This window comes from Duganella sp. Dugasp56, from assembly GCF_047304105.1.
GTDB lineage: Bacteria > Pseudomonadota > Gammaproteobacteria > Burkholderiales > Burkholderiaceae_D > Rugamonas > Rugamonas hordei.
In genome coordinates, this window is sequence record NZ_JBGLYQ010000063.1 from 21801 (window position 1) to 37798 (window position 15998).

Here is a 15998-nt window from a genome sequence, read left to right on the forward strand (position 1 = left end):
ATGGATATCGCTTACCTCGTCACGCCGCTGATCACCTGGATCACGGTCGGCCCGATCAAGTTCCTGATTAATAGCGTCAAGGCGCGCAAATGGGCGTTCAACCTGGTCGGCAACGGCGGTTTTCCAAGCAACCACAGCGCCGTGGTGTCGAGCATGGCGACCCTGATCGCGCTGCGCGAGGGCATCGGCCACCCGGCCTTCGGCGTGGCGGTGACGCTGTGCTTCATCGTCGTCATCGACGCCAACAGCCTGCGCCAGCACGTGGGCAAGCAGGCGGCGGCGATCAACCGGCTGGCCAAGGACGACGGTGGCCACAAATGGCTGCGCGAGCGCATGGGTCACACGCTGGTGGAGATCGCCGGCGGCCTGTGCACCGGCATCGCCATCGCCCACGCCATCCACGCCATCTTCGGCCGCGGCTGAGGCTGTTTTACCGGCGTGCCGTCCTGGCGCGCCGGTTCCGCTGGCATTTTCGCCATCCCGGACTATTCTCCAATTTCACCGTTCATCCCGTTATTTGGCAATTCAGCCACGTTTTTTACCGTCCAGTCGCATGTTGATTGACCGTATCCGGACAGTCAGGGATACTCTGCGCCCTGTAGTCTGGCTAAAATTTCATAAGCAAAAACCAGCACCTACGAACACCTACGTGCCACTTTCTCGGAGAACTTTATGTTGCGCAAAACCCTTCTAGCTCTCGCCGTCGCTTCTGCCCTGGTCGCATGCGGCAAGTCCTCCAAGGAGCCTGAAAAAGCCGGCGCCAGCGCTTCGGCGACCGCTTCCGCAGGCAAAGAGGCCGACAAGGACGCCAAGAAAGAGCCCCTGGTGACCCTGCAGATGTCGCCGGAAGACACGATTACCGTCGAATCGAACGCGCTGGCGTCCGGTCCGGTCATCACCGGCTCGATCCAGCCGGAGCGCCGCGCCGACCTGCGCGCCGAAGTGGGCGCGGTGGTAATCCAGGTAATGAAGGAAAACGGCGAGCCGGTCAAAAAAGGCGATGTGCTGCTGCGCCTGGACGAGACTTCGATCCGCGACAGCGTCAATTCGGCCGACGAGGCCACCCGCGCCGCCGAGCAGACGCTGGCCCAGGCCCAGCGCATGTACGAGCGCCAGAAAACCCTGCTGGCCTCCGGCATGGTGTCGACCCAGGCCCAGGAAGACGCGGAAATCCGCCGCAACAACGCCCAGAGCGACCTGGCCGCGGCGCGTTCCCGTTCGGTCTCGGCCCGCCAGCAACTGACCCGCACCGTGGTGCGCGCGCCGTTCGACGGCATCGTCAGCGAGCGCAAGGTGTCGAACGGCGACACCGCCCAGGTCGGCAAGGAGCTGATCAAGGTGATCGACCCGCACAGCATGCGCTTCGAGGGCCTGGTGTCGGCCGACAAGATCGGCGTGGTCAAGGTCGGCCAGCCGGTGTTGTTCCGCGTCAACGGCTACCCTGGCCAGAGCTTCAGCGGCAAGGTCAAGCGCGTCGATCCGGCCGCCAACGCCGTCACCCGCCAGGTCGAGGTGCTGGTGGACTTCTCCGAGCAGGCGCAGCCGCGCGTGGCCGGGCTGTACGCCGAAGGCCGCGTCGAGTCCGAAACGTCGTCGGCGCTGATGATACCGCCGTCGGCGCTGATCCAGGCCGGCGACAGCAACTATGTGTGGCGCATCAAGGGCGGCGCGCTGGCCAAGGTGCCGCTGACCGTCGGCGCGCGCGACGACCGTACAGGCCGCTGGCAGGTGCTCAGCGGCCTGGCCACCGGCGACATGGTGGTGCGCGTGCCGGGCTCGGGCTTCAAGGATGGCCAGAAGGTCGAACTGAGCACGCCGAAAGCGGTGGCCTCGGCTTCGTCGTCCACCGTGGCAGAAAAATAAAGGATAACCGCCATGTTCTTATCGGATTTCAGTATTAAACGGCCTATCGCCACGATCGTGCTGATCGTCGCGATGATGTGCCTGGGCCTGATGGCGCTGAAGAAGCTGCGCGTCAACCAGAACCCGGACGTCGAAGTGCCTTTCATCGTGGTCAATATTCCGTATCCGGGCGCGTCGCCGGAGACGGTCGAGCGCGAAATCGTCAACCGCCTGGAAAAATCGCTGCAGTCGATCACCGGCGTGACGGAAATTAACAGCACGGCCTCGGAAAGCTCGGCCAGCATCTTCATCAAGTTCACCTTCACCAAGAACCTGATCGAGGCGTCGGACGAGATCCGCAACGCCATCGCGGCGGTGCGCTACAAGCTGCCGACCGAGATGCGCGAACCCATCCTGCAGCGCATCGATCCGTCGGCGCAGCCGGTGATGCAGCTGGCGCTGTCGTCCAAGACGCAGAGCCACGCGGTCATCTCGCGCATGGCGGAGGACAAGCTGGCCGACCGCTTCCGCGGCATCGACGGCGTGGCCTCGGTCAACATCGACGGTTCGCTGCGCCGCGAGCTGAGCGTGCTGCTGAAGGCCGAGAAGCTGCGTGAATACAATGTGTCGGTGGGCGACGTGGTCAACGCGCTGCGCAACCAGAACACCAACGCGCCGGTGGGCAAGGTGCGCGGCGACCTGAACGAGCAATCGATACGCCTGGTTGGCCGCATCGAGCATCCGGAAGAGTTCCAGCAGGTGGTGGTCAAGCGCAACGGCAACGAGCTGGTGCGGCTGGCGCAGGTGGCCACCATCGAGGACGGCTTCGCCGAGATCAACAGCATCAGCGTGCGTTCCGGCAAGCCGAACGTCGGCATCTCGATCACCCGTTCGCGCGATGCGTCGACCGTGACCGTGGCCAAGAAAATCCGCGAAGTGGTCGAGGAAATGAAGAAGGACTTGCCAGCCGGTACCGTGCTGGAAGTGACCGAGGACGACGGCGAAAACGCCCAGGACAGCCTGAACAACGTGATCGAATCGCTGGTGTTCGGCGCCGGCCTGACCATCTTCGTGGTGTACGCCTTCCTGAACTCGTGGCGCTCGACCCTGATCACCGCGCTCAGCCTGCCGACCTCGGTGCTGGCCGCCTTCATCGGCGTCTGGCTGTGCGGCTTCACGCTGAACTTCATGACCCTGCTGGGCCTGTCGCTGGCGATCGGCGTGCTGATCGACGACGCCATCGTGGTGCGGGAAAACATCGTGCGCCATATGCAGCTGGGCGCCGATCGCCGCACCGCCGCGCTGAAAGGCACGGCTGAAATCGGCATGGCGGTGGCCGCGACCACCTTCTCCATCATGGCCGTGTTCATTCCGGTGGCTTTCATGCCTGGCATCACCGGCGAATGGTTCCGTCCCTTCGCGCTGACGGTGACCTGCTCGGTGGCGGTGTCGCTGCTGATCTCGTTCACGCTGGATCCGATGTTGTCGGCCTTCTGGGGCGATCCGCCGGATCACCACACGGCGCCGCGCAAGGGCTTCGAGAAAGTGCTGCTCAAGTTCAACCACTGGTTCGACCACCAGGCCGACCGCTACGGCAACGTCATTGCCTGGGCGCTGCACCACCGCCGCTGGATGGCCGTGATCGCGCTGGCGACCTTCGTGGCCGCGCTGGGCCTGCAAGCCAAGTTCGGCGGCGCCAGCTTCGTGCCGGCCTCGGACTGGGGCACCATCGCGATCGACGTGCGCACGCCGTCGTCGAGCAGCCTGGAATACTCGCGCCTGAAACTGGAAAAGGCCGCCGTGATCGCCCGTTCGATCAAGGAGACCAAGGAAACCAACAGCTACGTCAACCTCAGCGGCGGCCGCATCTATGTCGACATCGGCAAGAAGACCCAGCGCAAGCGCGGCGCCATCGAGGTGGCCAAGGAATTGCGCGAGAAGCTGGCCGGCCTGGTCGGCGCCGAGTACACCGTGCTCGACGACCTGAGCAACGGCGCCCGCAAGCCGGTGCAGATCGAATTCACCGGCGCCGATTCGCGCAAGCTGATGGAGATCACCAACGCCTTCATGGACCGTTTGCGCAAGGTGCCGGGCGCGGTGGACGTCGGCCTGTCTGAAATGGATCCGAAGGACGAGCTGCAGATCGAACTGAACCGCGGCCTGGCCAACTCGATGGGCATCGCCGCCGGCGACGCCGCCCAGGCGCTGCGCGTGGCGTTTGCCGGCATCGAAGTGGGCGACTGGGTCGATCCGACCGGCGAGTCGCGCGACGTGGCCGTGCGCCTGGCGCCGGAAGACCGCACCAGCTCGGAGAACATCGAGCGCCTGCCGATCGCCGTCACCGGCACCAACCAGATGGTGCCGCTGGACCAGATCGCCCGCGTCACCATGGGCAAGGGGCCGTCCACCATCAAGCACAAGGATGGCAAGCGCGTGATCTCGGTCAGCGCCAACGTCCAGGGACGTTCGCCGGGCGAGGTGACCAGCGACGCGATGAAGCTGGTCAAGGACATCGACTTCCCGCCGGGCTACGGCCTGAACCTGGGCGGCGCCGGCAAGGACATGAACGAGGTGTTCGGCGCCATGGGCATCGCGCTGGTGGCCGGCGTCGGCCTGATGTACCTGATCCTGGTGATGCAGTTTGGTTCGTTTACGGCGCCGATCGCGGTGATGCTGTCGCTGCCGCTGTCGCTGATCGGCGTGGTGATCGGCCTGCTGCTGACCAACAGCACGATTAACCTGATGAGTCTGATCGGGGTGATCATGCTGATGGGTCTGGTCGCGAAGAACGCCATCCTGCTGCTGGACGCGGCGCGCAAGCGCGAGGAAGAGGGCTACGGCCGCGAGGATGCGCTGATGTACGCCGGCCGCATGCGTCTGCGTCCGATCCTGATGACCACCTTCGCGCTGATCGCCGGCATGTTCCCGGTCGCGCTGGGGCTGGGCGAGGGCGGCGAGTTCTACCGTCCGATGGCGATCGCCATCATCGGCGGCACGATCACCTCGACCCTGCTGACGCTGCTGATGGTGCCGACCTTCTACGACAGCATCGAGATCAGCAAGGACCGCGCGATCGCCAAATACCAGCGCCGCGCGGTGCGCTGGAGCGCCGCGCCGGCGCTGGTGATGACCCTGGTCGAAGCGGTGCTGACCTTGGTATTCGTGCGTTTGGTGTTCCGTGCCATCATGTTTGTGGTGCGCAAGATCACCGGCAAGGGCGGCCCGGCGCTGCCACCGGCCGGCGCGCTGGATTCGCACTAAGCCTTTGTTTTAAAAGGAATAAAAAAGGACCTTCGGGTCCTTTTTTACGTCCTGGATGCAGAGCAAGTGCTCGGTTTCAAGGTTTTAATTAGTATTCCTCCTCTAACGACTTGCCTTTTGAATTGTTTTACGAATGTAGTATGCTGCTGGCCTTCCTGCTAAAAAACCACCCTATAAAGCGAGACCTCCATGCAACACAAATACCTGCCCCTGATCATTGCCGCCGCGCTGAGCGCCCTGTCCGCCGGCGCCAACGCGTCCGGCTACCGTTTCGGCTCGCAGAGCATCTCCGGCCAGGGCACGGCCGATTCCAACGCCGCCGAAGCCAACGATCCATCGACCATCTTCTACAACCCGGCCGGCCTGTCGCGCCTGGACGGCATGCAGATCAGCGGCGGCGCGACCGTCGTCCTGCCGCACTCGACCTTCACCGACAGCGGCTCGACCCACTTCACCGGCCAGCCGACCGGCGGCACCGCGGCCAAGGACTATGTGCCTGATTCGGTCACCGCGCCATCGCTGTACCTGAGCAAGAAGCTGAACGACCAGTGGGCAGTGGGCCTGGGCCTGTTTGTCCCGTACGGCACCAAGATCAACTACGGCAGCACCTGGAACGGCCGCTACGCGCTGTCCGACGTCAAGCTGGAATCGGTCACGCTGAACCCGTCGGCATCGTTCAAGCTGAACGAGCACCACGCCTTCGGCTTCGGTATCGACGCGGAATTCATGAAGGCCGAGCTGGGCCAGGCGGTTGACGTGCCGGGCACCATCGCCGCGCTGTCGAGCGGCCCCGGCGCCGCGCAAGGCGCGCTGCTGGCCAGGCAGATCGCCGCGCTGGGCGGCAACCCTGCGCTGCTGCGCACGGCGGGCGACGCCCACGGCTCGAACGACGCCAAGGACTGGGGCTGGGGCTTCAACCTGGGCTATTTGTTCACGCTGGACCAGAACACCCGCTTCGGCCTGGCTTACCGCTCGTCGATCTCGCACCAGCTGAAAGGCAGCACCGTATGGGACTTCTCGAAAGTGACCACCGACCCTATCGTCAACGGCGTGCTGTCGGCGTCGTCGCACAAGGTCAACTCGGCCGCGCTGGTGTCGCTGCGCACGCCTGAGACGCTGTCGGCCAACGTGTTCCACCAGTTCGATTCGAAGTTCGCCGGCATGGCCGACGTGACCTTCGCACGCCACAACCGTATGGGCGACCTGGACATCCAGTTCCCTGGCACCACCGAAGGCGCCGAAGTGATCCGCCAGCAATGGAAGAACACCGTGCGCGTTTCGCTGGGCGGCAACTACGCCTACAACGAAGCCTTGACCCTGCGTGCCGGCGTGGCCTACGACGAATCGCCGGTGCAAAGCGCCGAGTTGACCCACCCGGCGCTGCCGGACAGCGACCGCATGCAGTATTCGGTCGGCGCCAACTGGAAGCTCAACGCCCGCTCGTCGATCGACTTCGCCTACAGCTACCTGGACTTCAAGGATGCGAAGATCAACTACACCAACAACTGCAATCCGTTGATGACCACCTGCACCGGCAACGGCGAAACCACGCGCGGCCTGTTCCAGACCCATTTGTCGCTGGTCGGCATTTCGTACAACTACAAGTTCTAAGCCGGAACCATGTAGTCAAAGGGCCCTCGGGCCCTTTTTTTACGCCTGCGGTTTTACGCCTATTGATTCGTGGCCGGCGGCGGATTTTGTGCCGGCGGTGGTGTCGTGGCCGGTGGCGTGGTGTTGTCCGGCGTGGTGGCCGGTGGCGTCGTGTTGGCCGGTGGCGTGGTTGCCGGCGTGGCCGGCTCAGGGCTGGTCACGCTCGGCGTCGGCTGATCGGCGGGGCGCTTGTTGCAGCCCCCCAGCAAAGCGACCGACATGGCCGCGCCCAGTAAAAGACGGGAGGTAAGGGTGAGGGTAGTCATCATTTTTTCCTTTCATTACATGGAAAAAATTAGACCCGCCGCACCACCGGCGGTTCCCTGTTTTTTCGATCAGGCGGCCTGGCGCTCGCTGTCGATGGGCAGCTCGGCGTCGTTGTTGAAGACGGCCAGGTCGGTTTCGCCCAACACCCGGCTGGCGACGGTGCCGGCGGTGATCGAGCCGCTGACGTTGAGCGCGGTGCGGCCCATGTCGATCAGCGGTTCGATCGAGATCAGCAGGCCGGCCAGCGCCACCGGCAGGTTCATCGACGACAGCACGATCAGCGCGGCGAACGTGGCGCCGCCGCCGACGCCGGCCACGCCGACCGAGCCGATGGTGATGATGGCCAGCAGCGGCGCGATGAAGCCCAGCGTGAACGGATCGACGCCGACGGTCGGCGCGATCATCACCGCCAGCATCGCCGGATAGATGCCGGCGCAACCGTTCTGGCCGATGGTGGCGCCGAACGAGGCGGCGAAATTGGCGATGCCTTCCGGCGTGCCCAGGCGCAGCGTCTGCGTCTGCACGCTCATCGGGATGGCGCCGGCGCTGCTGCGCGAGGTGAAGGCGAAGGTCAGCACCGGCAGGATCTTCCTGGCGTAGCGCGCCGGGTTCAGGCCGGCGCCGCCGACGATCAGCAGGTGCACCAGGAACATCAGCAGCAGCGCGCTGTACGAGGCCAGCACGAAGTCGATCAGGTGCAGGATGTCGGCGTAGCTGGAGGTCGACACCACCTGCGCCATCAGCGCGAACACGCCGTACGGCGTCAGCCGCAGCACCAGCGTGACGATGCGCATGACGATCGCGTGCGCGACCTGGATGAAATGTTCGAACGCGGCGAAGATCTGCGGCTTCTTGTCGTGGATGCCGGTGGCGGCGATGCCGATGAACACCGAGAAGATCACCACCGCGATGGTCGAGGTCTTGCGCCCGCCGGTCATGTCGAGGAAGGGATTGGCCGGGATGAAGCTCAGCAGCATGCTCGGCAGCGAAATCGCCTGCGCCGCCTCGACCTTGCCTTGCAGGTAGACGCCGCGCGCGATGTCGGCGGCCGAGGCGGTCAGGCCGACGGCCGTCAGGTGGAACACCTTGGCCATGGCGATGCCGATGGCGGCCGCCGCCAGCGTCGTGAGCATCAGCGTGCCGATGGTCAGCGCGCTGATCTTGCCCAGCGAGTTAATGCCCTTGAGCTTGATGATGGCGGAAATGATGGAGACCATGATCAGCGGCATGATGATCATCTGCAGCAGCTTGACGTAGCCGGAGCCGACGATGTCGAGGTAGTCGCCGGTGAGCTTCAGCTCGGCCGAACTGGCGCCGTAGAGCGCCTGCAGCGCCGCGCCGAGCACCACGCCCAGCCCCATGCCGGTGAATACGCGCACCGAAAAGGATGCGTGCCGGCGCTGCAGCGCGTACAGCAGGCCCAGCAACACCAGTGCCGCCAGCAAGTTGAGAATCACGTTGATCGCCATCGTCTGCCCTTCGCTACGAAAATAAATAGTCATTGATCGTCACCTTGGCGTGCCGTTGGTCTTACCAGCCGGTGACGGAATTGCTTATTTTAAAGGTGTTACTGCATATAAAGTCCGCCAAAATCCCTTTAAAGTCGAATATTTGGCTATATCGATATGAGGTTTTCGCCTGTCCGGCTCAGTGGTTTTTTGTATGTTTGCCTTCGGAAATTTTACAAAACCAACTTAAGTGTTGGCGTACAATTTGTTACATAGGCTTCCAACCGCAGGAGTGTTCGTATGACGATCGCAAACATGAAAGTCGGTACCCGTCTCAGTCTTGGTTTCGGTTTGGTCTTGACGCTGTTGGTGCTCATCGCCACGCTGGGCGTGTTCAACATGAGCACGATTCATGCCAAGCTCGACAATATCGTCAACACGAACGTGGCCAGGACCGACCTGGTGCAGGAGATGTCGGAGGCGGTGCATGTGGCGGCGCGCGTGACGCGCACCGTGGTGCTGCTGACCGAGCCGGGCCATATGCAGGCCGAACTGGCGCATCTGACCGCCGCGCGCGCCGGCTACGGCAAGGCGAAGGAGGCCCTGGATAAATTCCCTGCGTCGGACAAGGACACCGCGCTGCGGGCCCGCATCGAGGCGGCGGCGCAGGAAGCGCGGCCGCTGACCGACAAGGTGCTGGCGCTGGCGCTGGCCAACCAGGACGCCGAAGCCACCGAACTGCTGATGAAGCAGGCCGCGCCGGCCACCCAGCGCTGGCAGGACACCATGGATGACTATGCGCTGCTGCAAAAAGAACAGAACCTGGCCGATACCGCCGCCGCCAGCGCCGCCTACGAGCGTGCGCGGCTGCTGATGCTGGTGTTGAGCGGCATCGCCATCGTGATCGGCGCCGTGGCCGCCATCGTCATCGGCCGCACGCTGCTGCACCAGTTGGGCGGCGAGCCGGATTATGCGGCCGCCGTCGCCGGCCGCATCGCCGCCGGCGACCTGACGGTGGTGGTCGATACCCGCGGCAACGACAGCCACAGCATGCTGCACGCGATGAAGATGATGCGCGACGCCCTGGCCGGCATCGTCACCGAAGTGCGCTCCGGTACCGAGACGATCGCCGCCGCGTCGACCGAGATCGCCAGCGGCAATCAGGATTTGTCGACGCGCACCGAACAGCAGGCCAGTTCGCTGGAGGAGACGGCCTCGTCAATGGAAGAGCTGACCAGCGCGGTGCGCCACAACAACGACAACGCGCGCCAGGCCAACCAATTGGCGCAGTCGGCGTCGGCGGTGGCGCAGCAGGGCGGCGCGGTGGTGTCGCAGGTGGTCGATACGATGGGCGCGATCAACGATTCGTCGCGCAAGATCGTCGACATCATCGCCGTCATCGACGGCATCGCTTTCCAGACCAATATCCTGGCGCTGAACGCCGCCGTCGAGGCGGCGCGGGCCGGCGAACAGGGGCGCGGCTTCGCGGTGGTCGCTTCCGAGGTGCGCAACCTGGCGCAGCGCTCGGCCGTGGCGGCCAAGGAGATCAAGGAGCTGATCGGCAATTCGGTGGAGAAGGTGGAGATCGGCAGCAAGCTGGTGGAGCAGGCCGGCCAGACCATGAACGAGGTGGTGTCCAGCGTGCAGCGCGTGACCGACATCATGGCCGACATCGCCTCGGCCGGCGACGAGCAGAGCGCGGGCATCGAGCAGATCAACCAGGCCGTCAGCGAGATGGATACGGTGACGCAGCAGAACGCCGCGCTGGTGGAGGAGGCCGCTGCCGCGGCGGAAGCGATGCAGCAGCAGGCGGCCAACCTGGAGCGCGTGGTGAGCGTGTTCAAGGTCGATCGCGAGCAGCGCAGCGCGCCGGCACCGAGCAAGCCTGCGCCAGCGGTCAAGTCCTTGCCCGCGTCCGCGCGTCCGGTGGTGCGGACTGCCGCCGCCAAACCGCAGAAGCGCCTCAGCGCTGTGCCGGCCGACACGGGCGGCAGCGGCGACTGGGAAGAGTTTTAAGCGCCGGCTGCCGGCCGCAGCCAGATATCGAAGCGGGTGCTGCCGTCGCCGGTCGCGGCCAGGCGGTAGGGGAAGCCGTGGCGGTTCAGCACCTCGCGCACAAACAGCAGGCCTATGCCCTGGCCGCCTTTCTTGGTGGTGAAGAAGGGCGTGAACAGCTGGCGCGCCGGCACGTCGCCCAGGCGGTTGCCGCTGTCGATGACCGACAGGCGCAGGCCGTCGCCATCCTGGCCCAGCGCGAATTCGATGGATGCCGGCTGCGGTCCGCCGTCCGCCGCTTCCATCGCGTTTTTCACCACGTTGAGCAGCGCCTGTTCCATCAGGTGGCGGTCCATGGCGACGGCGGGCACGTCGTCGCAATGCCGCCAGGCGATGCTGATGCCGCGGCTGCGGCAGGGCTCGCGGTACAGGTAGAGGATGTCGTCCATCAAGTCCTTGACCGCGACCGGGCGCAGTTCCGGTGCCGGCATCTTCACCACGCGCGTGAAGCGCTCGATGAACTCGCCCAGGCTGACGTTGCGGCGCTTGACGGCGACGATGGCGGTGCTGAAGTCTTCGCCGTCGCGCTCGGCCAGCTGGCTGCGGTAGTACAGCAGCGAGTCCAGCACCGAGCCGGTGGCGGCGACGGTGTTGTTGACCTCGTGCGCCAGCACGCGGATCAGCTTGTCGTAGGTGGCTTTTTCCGAGCTTTCCAGTTCCTGCGTCAGTTCCTCGATCAACAGGAAATGGCGGGCGAAGCCGCGGTCGTAGAAGTGGCCGCGCTGGCCCCGGTAGCGGCGGCCGTCGGTGTCGGTCAGCAGCTGGCTGTCGCCGGGCGGCAGGGCGTCGAGCTGCGCCAGCAGGCTGGGATTGCCGCCGGCCGTCTGCGCATCGACGGCCAGCGGCGGCAGCCACGCGGACAAGGGCTTGCCCTTGGCGTCGTCCAGCTTGAGCAGCGCCTGCGCGCTGGCGTTCAGCAGGCTGATGCGGCCGTCGAAGTCGAACACGACGACGGCGCTCGGCGTGGCTTCCAGCAGGCGGTCGAGGAAGCCTTGCTGTTCGCCGATCTGCAGGCGCTCCCGGTACAGCGCGCCCAGCATGGTGTTGAACAGCTGGACCAGCTCGTTCAGCTCGGCGTCGCCGCTTTGCTGCAGGCGCGCGGCGTAGTGCTGGTCTTGCAGCAGGTCGTGGAAGTGGCGGGTGTAGCCCAGCGGTTCGAGCGCGCGGCGCATCAGCAGCACGCCAGCGGCAAAGCTCAGGAACACCGCCGCTTCCAGTCCCAGCATCAGCCACGGCGCGTCGCGGAACAGCGTGATCGTCAACCCGAGGAACAGCAGGTGAGCGGCGGCCAGGTAGGCGTACAAGCGCCGGCGCAGGCTCATGGGCGCGATTCGCCGGTTTCAGCCTGGTCGGCGTCGGCGCCGAGGCCGTGGCGTTCCAGCCGCCGGTACAGCGCCGTGCGGCTCAGGCCCAGCGCCTTGGCCACGCGCGAGATGTTGCCCTGGTGCTGCTCCAGCGCCTTGGCGATCATGTGGCGCTCGACCTGTTCCAAGGTCATGCCGTCCACGCCCAGCCGCTGGCCGGGGGCGCCGATCGCGCCGCCGTTTTCGTGCTGCTCGGCGGCGATGAAATCGGCCTGCTTCAACTCGCTCCTGCCGACCAGCAGCAGCGTGCGTTCCAGCGTCTGCTTGAGCTGGCGGATATTGCCCGGCCATGGCTGCGCGCTGAGCCAGTCCAGCGCGGCCGGCGCGATGCTGGCCGGGCCCAGTCCGTAGCTGGCCGAGACCTGGCCGATGATGTGCCGCGCCAGCAGCGGAATGTCGCTGCGCCGCTCGCGCAGCGGCGGCAGGCGTATCGTGATCAGGTTCAGGCGGTAGAACAAGTCCTCGCGGAACTCGCCGCTGGCCACCAGCTCGGCCAGCTCGCGGTTGGTGGCCGACACCACGCGGATGTCGGCCCGCTCGGTGCGGCTGGCGCCCACCGCCTGGTAGGTCTGGTCCTGCAGCACGCGCAGCAGCTTGACCTGGTCCGAGCGGTTCAGTTCACCGATCTCGTCGAGGAACAGCGTGCCTTCATGCGCGGTGGCGACATGGCCCTTGCGGTCGCTCTTGGCGTCGGTGAAGGCGCCGCGCACGTGGCCGAACATTTCGCTCTCGAACAGCGACGGCGTGATCGCCCCCATGTTGATCTTGACGATGGCGCGCGCCGCGCGCGGGCTGTTGCGGTGGATGGCGTCGGCGATCAGCTCCTTGCCGCTGCCGCTCTCGCCCAGTATCAGCACCGGCGCCCTGGTGGCTGCCACCTGACCGATGGTGGACAGCACCTTCAGCAGGCGCGGGTGCTCGCCGACGATGCCGCTGAAATCGAACTGCGCGTCGAGCGCCTGGCGCGTGGGGCAGGCGGCCGGCGCCGGCGCGGCCGTCTCCAGCGTGGTGCGGATCAGCGCCATCAGCTGGGAGTTGTCCCAGGGCTTGGTGAAGAAGTTCGCGGCGCCGGCCTGCACGCCCTTGACCGCCAGCGCGATCGAGCCCCAGGCCGTCATCAGCAGCACCGGCAGCGCGGGCTGGGCCTGCTTGATGGCGGCCAGCAGCTGCAAGCCTTCCTCGCCGCTGGTTTGCAGCGAGAAGTTCATGTCCTGCAAGACCAGGTCGACCGGCTGCCGGGCCAGCGCGGCCAGCGCCTGCTGCGGATCGTCGCAGCACAAGGTGTCGAAGCCGGACTGCTTGAGCAGCAGGGCCAGCGACACCTGTACCGCGCTGTCGTCGTCGATGATGAGGATGAGTTGCTTGCGAGTGGAGTCCATTATTCATTCATAGTGCAGCGCTTCGGTCGGACTCAGGCGCGCGGCGCGCCAGCCGGGATACAGCGAACAAAGCAAGGATAGCAGATAGATCACGCTCGCCGATAGCGCCAGCGCGCCGAAGAACACCGGCCAGTTCAGGCTGTCGCCAAACACCCCGGTCAGCGGCAGCTGCACCAGCAGCACCAGCGCGATCACGATGGCGGTGCTGCTGAGCAGCAGTTGCTCGGAGACGATCTGCCGGTAGATGGCGCCGGCGTCGGCACCCAGCGCGCGGCGCAGGCCGATTTCCGGGACGCGTTGCGTGGTGTTCTGCCACAGCACGCCGAACAGGCCGAAGGCCACCATCACCAGCAGGAAGGCCGCGATCACGGCCATGATCACCAGCGGGATCATTTGCGTCTTCAGCATCGAGCTACGGGCGTCCGCCTGCGGCGTGATGACGTAGTTCCAGTCGCTGCGAATCTGCTTGAGCTTGGCGTTGAGCCTGGCCTCGAAGATGCGCGGCGTGCCGGGCCGGAGCTTCAGCACGATGGTGTTGGCCGCCTCCTTGCCGTTGCCCGGAATCCAGCGCGGCAGCATGAAGTACACCGGGTCCATGAATTCGCCGTGCGACCGGTATTGGTCGACCACACCGACCACACGGTAGCGCTGGCCGTCGCCCTTCCTGCCATCGCGCCTGACCACGAACAACTGGCCGACCGGCTCCTTGCCGGGGAACCATTTTTCTGCCAGCTTGCGGTTGATGACGGTGGGCGCGGCGTCGGCGCCATCGTCCATTTTGGAAAAGAAGCGGCCGGCGACCGGTGTCATGTCCATGGTGGCGAAGTAATCGTCGCTCACGCCCATGCCGTCCACGGTCAGCTCGCCGCTGCCGTCGGGCAGCGTGTACTCCTCGGTCCAGCGCGACATTTCGTAGGTGGAGAAGGAGCTGAAGCCCACCGATTCCACCTCCGGCATGGTCAGCAGGCTGCGCTTGAAGTTGTCGAACACGGCGGAATCGTTGGGCAGTTCCTGCGCGGCGCGGATGCTGACCGACCACTGGTTGCGCCAGCCGTGCCCGACTGGCAGCTGATACAGCTGCCAGTAGCGCAGGCCGAACGCGGCAATGGCGAACACTACCAGGAAGGCCAGCATGATTTCCAGACTCAGCATCATGTTGCGGGACTTGCGTTTCCAGATCAATTTGAGCATGTGGCGCAGCATTATGCGTTTCCTTTCAGGGCGTGGACGGGCGCCAGCCGGGACATTTTCCAGGCCGGGATCACCCCCGACAACACGCCGAACACCAGCGTGATCAACAGGCCGTAGCCGAACACGGCCAGGTTGAGGTGGACCTTGAGATAGGGGATCAGGCCGGAGCCTTCCAGCCACCACAGCACGCCGGCGGCCAGCAGCAGGCCGATGGCGCCGCCGATCAGGCACAGCAGCACGTTTTCCAGCACCAGTTGCGCCACCAGCTGGCGGCCGGTGGCGCCAAAGGCCTTGCGCACGCCGATCTCACTGCTGCGCTCCAAGATGCGGCCCACGTTCAGATTGATCAGGTTGAGCGCCGGCAGCGCCATGAACAACAGCATGACCGCCACCACGCCGCTCAGCAGCTTGGCGGCGCCGCCGTCCTCGGTCTGGTCGCTCAGCAGCGTGCGCGCGAACAGTTGCAGCTTGGAGTCGCCCCAGAACTTGGCAGTGTCGAAGATGGTGGGATCGTCGTACTGCACGGTGGTGGCGGCCTTCAGGATTTCCTGCTTGAGCGCCGGCACTTCCTCCACCGAGTGCGCCATCATCATCGCCATGTAGGGACCGAACAGGTTGTTCTTGTAATCGCTGGACGGCTGCGAGGTGATGGGCACCCAGATGTCGGAGAAAGCGTTGACGTGCATTTCGTCCTCCACCACGCCGACCACGGTGAACACCTGGCCGCCGGCGCTGAACTTCTGGCCCAGGTACTGCTGGCCCGGAAACAGCTTGCGCGCGGTCGATTGGTTGAGCACGGCCACCATGCGGCCCTGTTGCAGGTCGTCGGCGTTGAGCACGCGCCCGGACAGCACGTTGAAGTCGAGGATTTTCCAGTATTCGGCATCGACCTGGCGCATCATCACTTCGCTGACCTGGCCTTCCTGGTACACCGACACCGTCTGCGGGAAACTGGCGGCCGACACCAGCTCGGCGTGCTTGAGCGGCTTCAGATACCGGTCGACCAGCTTGTAGCCGAGCGTGCCGGTGCGGCGCGAACTCTTGCCGGTGTGGGTCGACTGCAGCATGACCATCTGCACAAAGCGGTCGCTCTTGCCTTCCACGCCGGTCGGGTAGAAGGTGTTTTGCAGCAGGGCCGTGACCACCAGCAGCACGACCAGGGTCAGTACGATGCACAACAGGTTGATCGCGGTGAACAGCTTGCGGCGCATGAAGACCTTCCAGGCGGTCAGCAAATAATTTCGTAACATGCGGACTCCTTAAGCGACCAGCTGGCCGTCGAACACGCGCACGATGCGGCCGGCGCGCCGGGCTTCATGCTCGTCGTGGGTGACCATCACCACGGTCGTGCCTTCGCTGTTGAGCTTTAGCAGCAGGTCCATCACTTCCTGGCCCATCTTGCTGTCGAGGTTGCCGGTCGGTTCGTCGGCCAGCAGCACCAGCGGCGGGGCGCCCATGGCGCCGGCGCTAGCCCCCCCCGGCTGCTGGCCCCCCCCCCCCGGGGTGGGGGAGTTGTCCAATCGGGCGCCGCGGCCGCCATT

The 15998-nt window shown here is 65.2% G+C and carries 11 protein-coding genes and 1 pseudogene; 5 read left to right on the top strand and 7 right to left on the bottom strand.

Annotated features, from left to right (window positions below):
• The 4 genes from ACCD07_RS29690 to ACCD07_RS29705 all read left to right on the top strand — a co-directional run bounded on the left by ACCD07_RS29690 (nt 1) and on the right by ACCD07_RS29705 (nt 6714).
• Nucleotides 1-423 (top strand): divergent PAP2 family protein, encoded by a 423-nt coding sequence (locus ACCD07_RS29690; RefSeq protein WP_176653542.1) that lies wholly within the window; start codon nt 1-3, stop codon nt 421-423.
• Nucleotides 424-672: 249 nt separating this feature from the next.
• Nucleotides 673-1863: an efflux RND transporter periplasmic adaptor subunit gene (locus ACCD07_RS29695; protein WP_176653543.1), complete on the top strand. Its 1191-nt coding sequence runs from the start codon at nt 673-675 to the stop codon at nt 1861-1863.
• Nucleotides 1864-1875: 12 nt separating this feature from the next.
• A complete protein-coding gene (locus ACCD07_RS29700) occupies nt 1876-5103 on the top strand; it encodes an efflux RND transporter permease subunit (protein WP_413449405.1) in 3228 nt (1075 codons plus the stop codon).
• A 189-nt stretch (nt 5104-5292) separates the two neighbouring features.
• The gene (locus tag ACCD07_RS29705) at nt 5293-6714 is read left to right on the top strand and encodes an OmpP1/FadL family transporter (RefSeq protein ID WP_413449406.1); all 1422 of its coding nucleotides are present in this window, start codon (nt 5293-5295) and stop codon (nt 6712-6714) included.
• Between the two features lie 59 nt (nt 6715-6773).
• On the opposite strand, the gene ACCD07_RS29710 is transcribed toward ACCD07_RS29705, so the two are convergent.
• On the bottom strand, nt 6774-7022 hold the full coding sequence (locus ACCD07_RS29710) for a hypothetical protein (RefSeq protein ID WP_353405251.1): 249 nt from the start codon (nt 7020-7022) through the stop codon (nt 6774-6776).
• A gap of 66 nt (nt 7023-7088) precedes the next feature.
• Complete coding sequence (locus tag ACCD07_RS29715; RefSeq protein WP_176654044.1) at nt 7089-8489, bottom strand: L-cystine transporter; 1401 nt, start codon at nt 8487-8489, stop codon at nt 7089-7091.
• Nucleotides 8490-8768: 279 nt separating this feature from the next.
• Between ACCD07_RS29715 and ACCD07_RS29720 the strand changes: the two genes are divergently transcribed.
• A complete protein-coding gene (locus tag ACCD07_RS29720; RefSeq protein WP_413449407.1) occupies nt 8769-10484 on the top strand; it encodes a methyl-accepting chemotaxis protein in 1716 nt (571 codons plus the stop codon).
• Here the strand turns inward: ACCD07_RS29720 and ACCD07_RS29725 are convergent.
• From ACCD07_RS29725 to ACCD07_RS29745, 5 genes and pseudogenes are all read right to left on the bottom strand, one after another.
• On the bottom strand, nt 10481-11845 hold the full coding sequence (locus ACCD07_RS29725) for a sensor histidine kinase (protein ID WP_413449408.1): 1365 nt from the start codon (nt 11843-11845) through the stop codon (nt 10481-10483). The two genes, ACCD07_RS29720 and ACCD07_RS29725, sit on opposite strands and share 4 nt — an antisense overlap.
• Nucleotides 11842-13266, bottom strand: a complete 1425-nt coding sequence (locus ACCD07_RS29730) for a sigma-54-dependent transcriptional regulator (RefSeq protein ID WP_413449409.1) — start codon at nt 13264-13266, stop codon at nt 11842-11844. The genes ACCD07_RS29725 and ACCD07_RS29730 overlap by 4 nt, the downstream gene beginning before the upstream one ends.
• Before the next feature lie 3 nt (nt 13267-13269).
• Nucleotides 13270-14469 (bottom strand): ABC transporter permease, encoded by a 1200-nt coding sequence (locus tag ACCD07_RS29735; RefSeq protein ID WP_413449410.1) that lies wholly within the window; start codon nt 14467-14469, stop codon nt 13270-13272.
• Nucleotides 14469-15707, bottom strand: coding sequence for an ABC transporter permease (locus ACCD07_RS29740; RefSeq protein WP_413449411.1), 1239 nt, complete (start codon nt 15705-15707; stop codon nt 14469-14471). The genes ACCD07_RS29735 and ACCD07_RS29740 overlap by 1 nt, the downstream gene beginning before the upstream one ends.
• A 9-nt stretch (nt 15708-15716) precedes the next feature.
• Nucleotides 15717-15998 (bottom strand): annotated as a pseudogene (locus ACCD07_RS29745) (ABC transporter ATP-binding protein); the annotation flags it as partial.

What these genes read in the sequence shown, in the direction of transcription:
- ACCD07_RS29690 (WP_176653542.1), top strand. Translation starts at nt 1, where the DNA reads ATGGATATCGCTTACCTCGTCACGCCGCTGATCACCTGGATCACGGTC.
- ACCD07_RS29695 (WP_176653543.1), top strand. Translation starts at nt 673, where the DNA reads ATGTTGCGCAAAACCCTTCTAGCTCTCGCCGTCGCTTCTGCCCTGGTC.
- ACCD07_RS29700 (WP_413449405.1), top strand. Translation starts at nt 1,876, where the DNA reads ATGTTCTTATCGGATTTCAGTATTAAACGGCCTATCGCCACGATCGTG.
- ACCD07_RS29705 (WP_413449406.1), top strand. Translation starts at nt 5,293, where the DNA reads ATGCAACACAAATACCTGCCCCTGATCATTGCCGCCGCGCTGAGCGCC.
- ACCD07_RS29710 (WP_353405251.1), bottom strand. Translation starts at nt 7,022, where the DNA reads ATGATGACTACCCTCACCCTTACCTCCCGTCTTTTACTGGGCGCGGCC.
- ACCD07_RS29715 (WP_176654044.1), bottom strand. Translation starts at nt 8,489, where the DNA reads ATGGCGATCAACGTGATTCTCAACTTGCTGGCGGCACTGGTGTTGCTG.
- ACCD07_RS29720 (WP_413449407.1), top strand. Translation starts at nt 8,769, where the DNA reads ATGACGATCGCAAACATGAAAGTCGGTACCCGTCTCAGTCTTGGTTTC.
- ACCD07_RS29725 (WP_413449408.1), bottom strand. Translation starts at nt 11,845, where the DNA reads ATGAGCCTGCGCCGGCGCTTGTACGCCTACCTGGCCGCCGCTCACCTG.
- ACCD07_RS29730 (WP_413449409.1), bottom strand. Translation starts at nt 13,266, where the DNA reads ATGGACTCCACTCGCAAGCAACTCATCCTCATCATCGACGACGACAGC.
- ACCD07_RS29735 (WP_413449410.1), bottom strand. Translation starts at nt 14,469, where the DNA reads ATGCTGCGCCACATGCTCAAATTGATCTGGAAACGCAAGTCCCGCAAC.
- ACCD07_RS29740 (WP_413449411.1), bottom strand. Translation starts at nt 15,707, where the DNA reads ATGTTACGAAATTATTTGCTGACCGCCTGGAAGGTCTTCATGCGCCGC.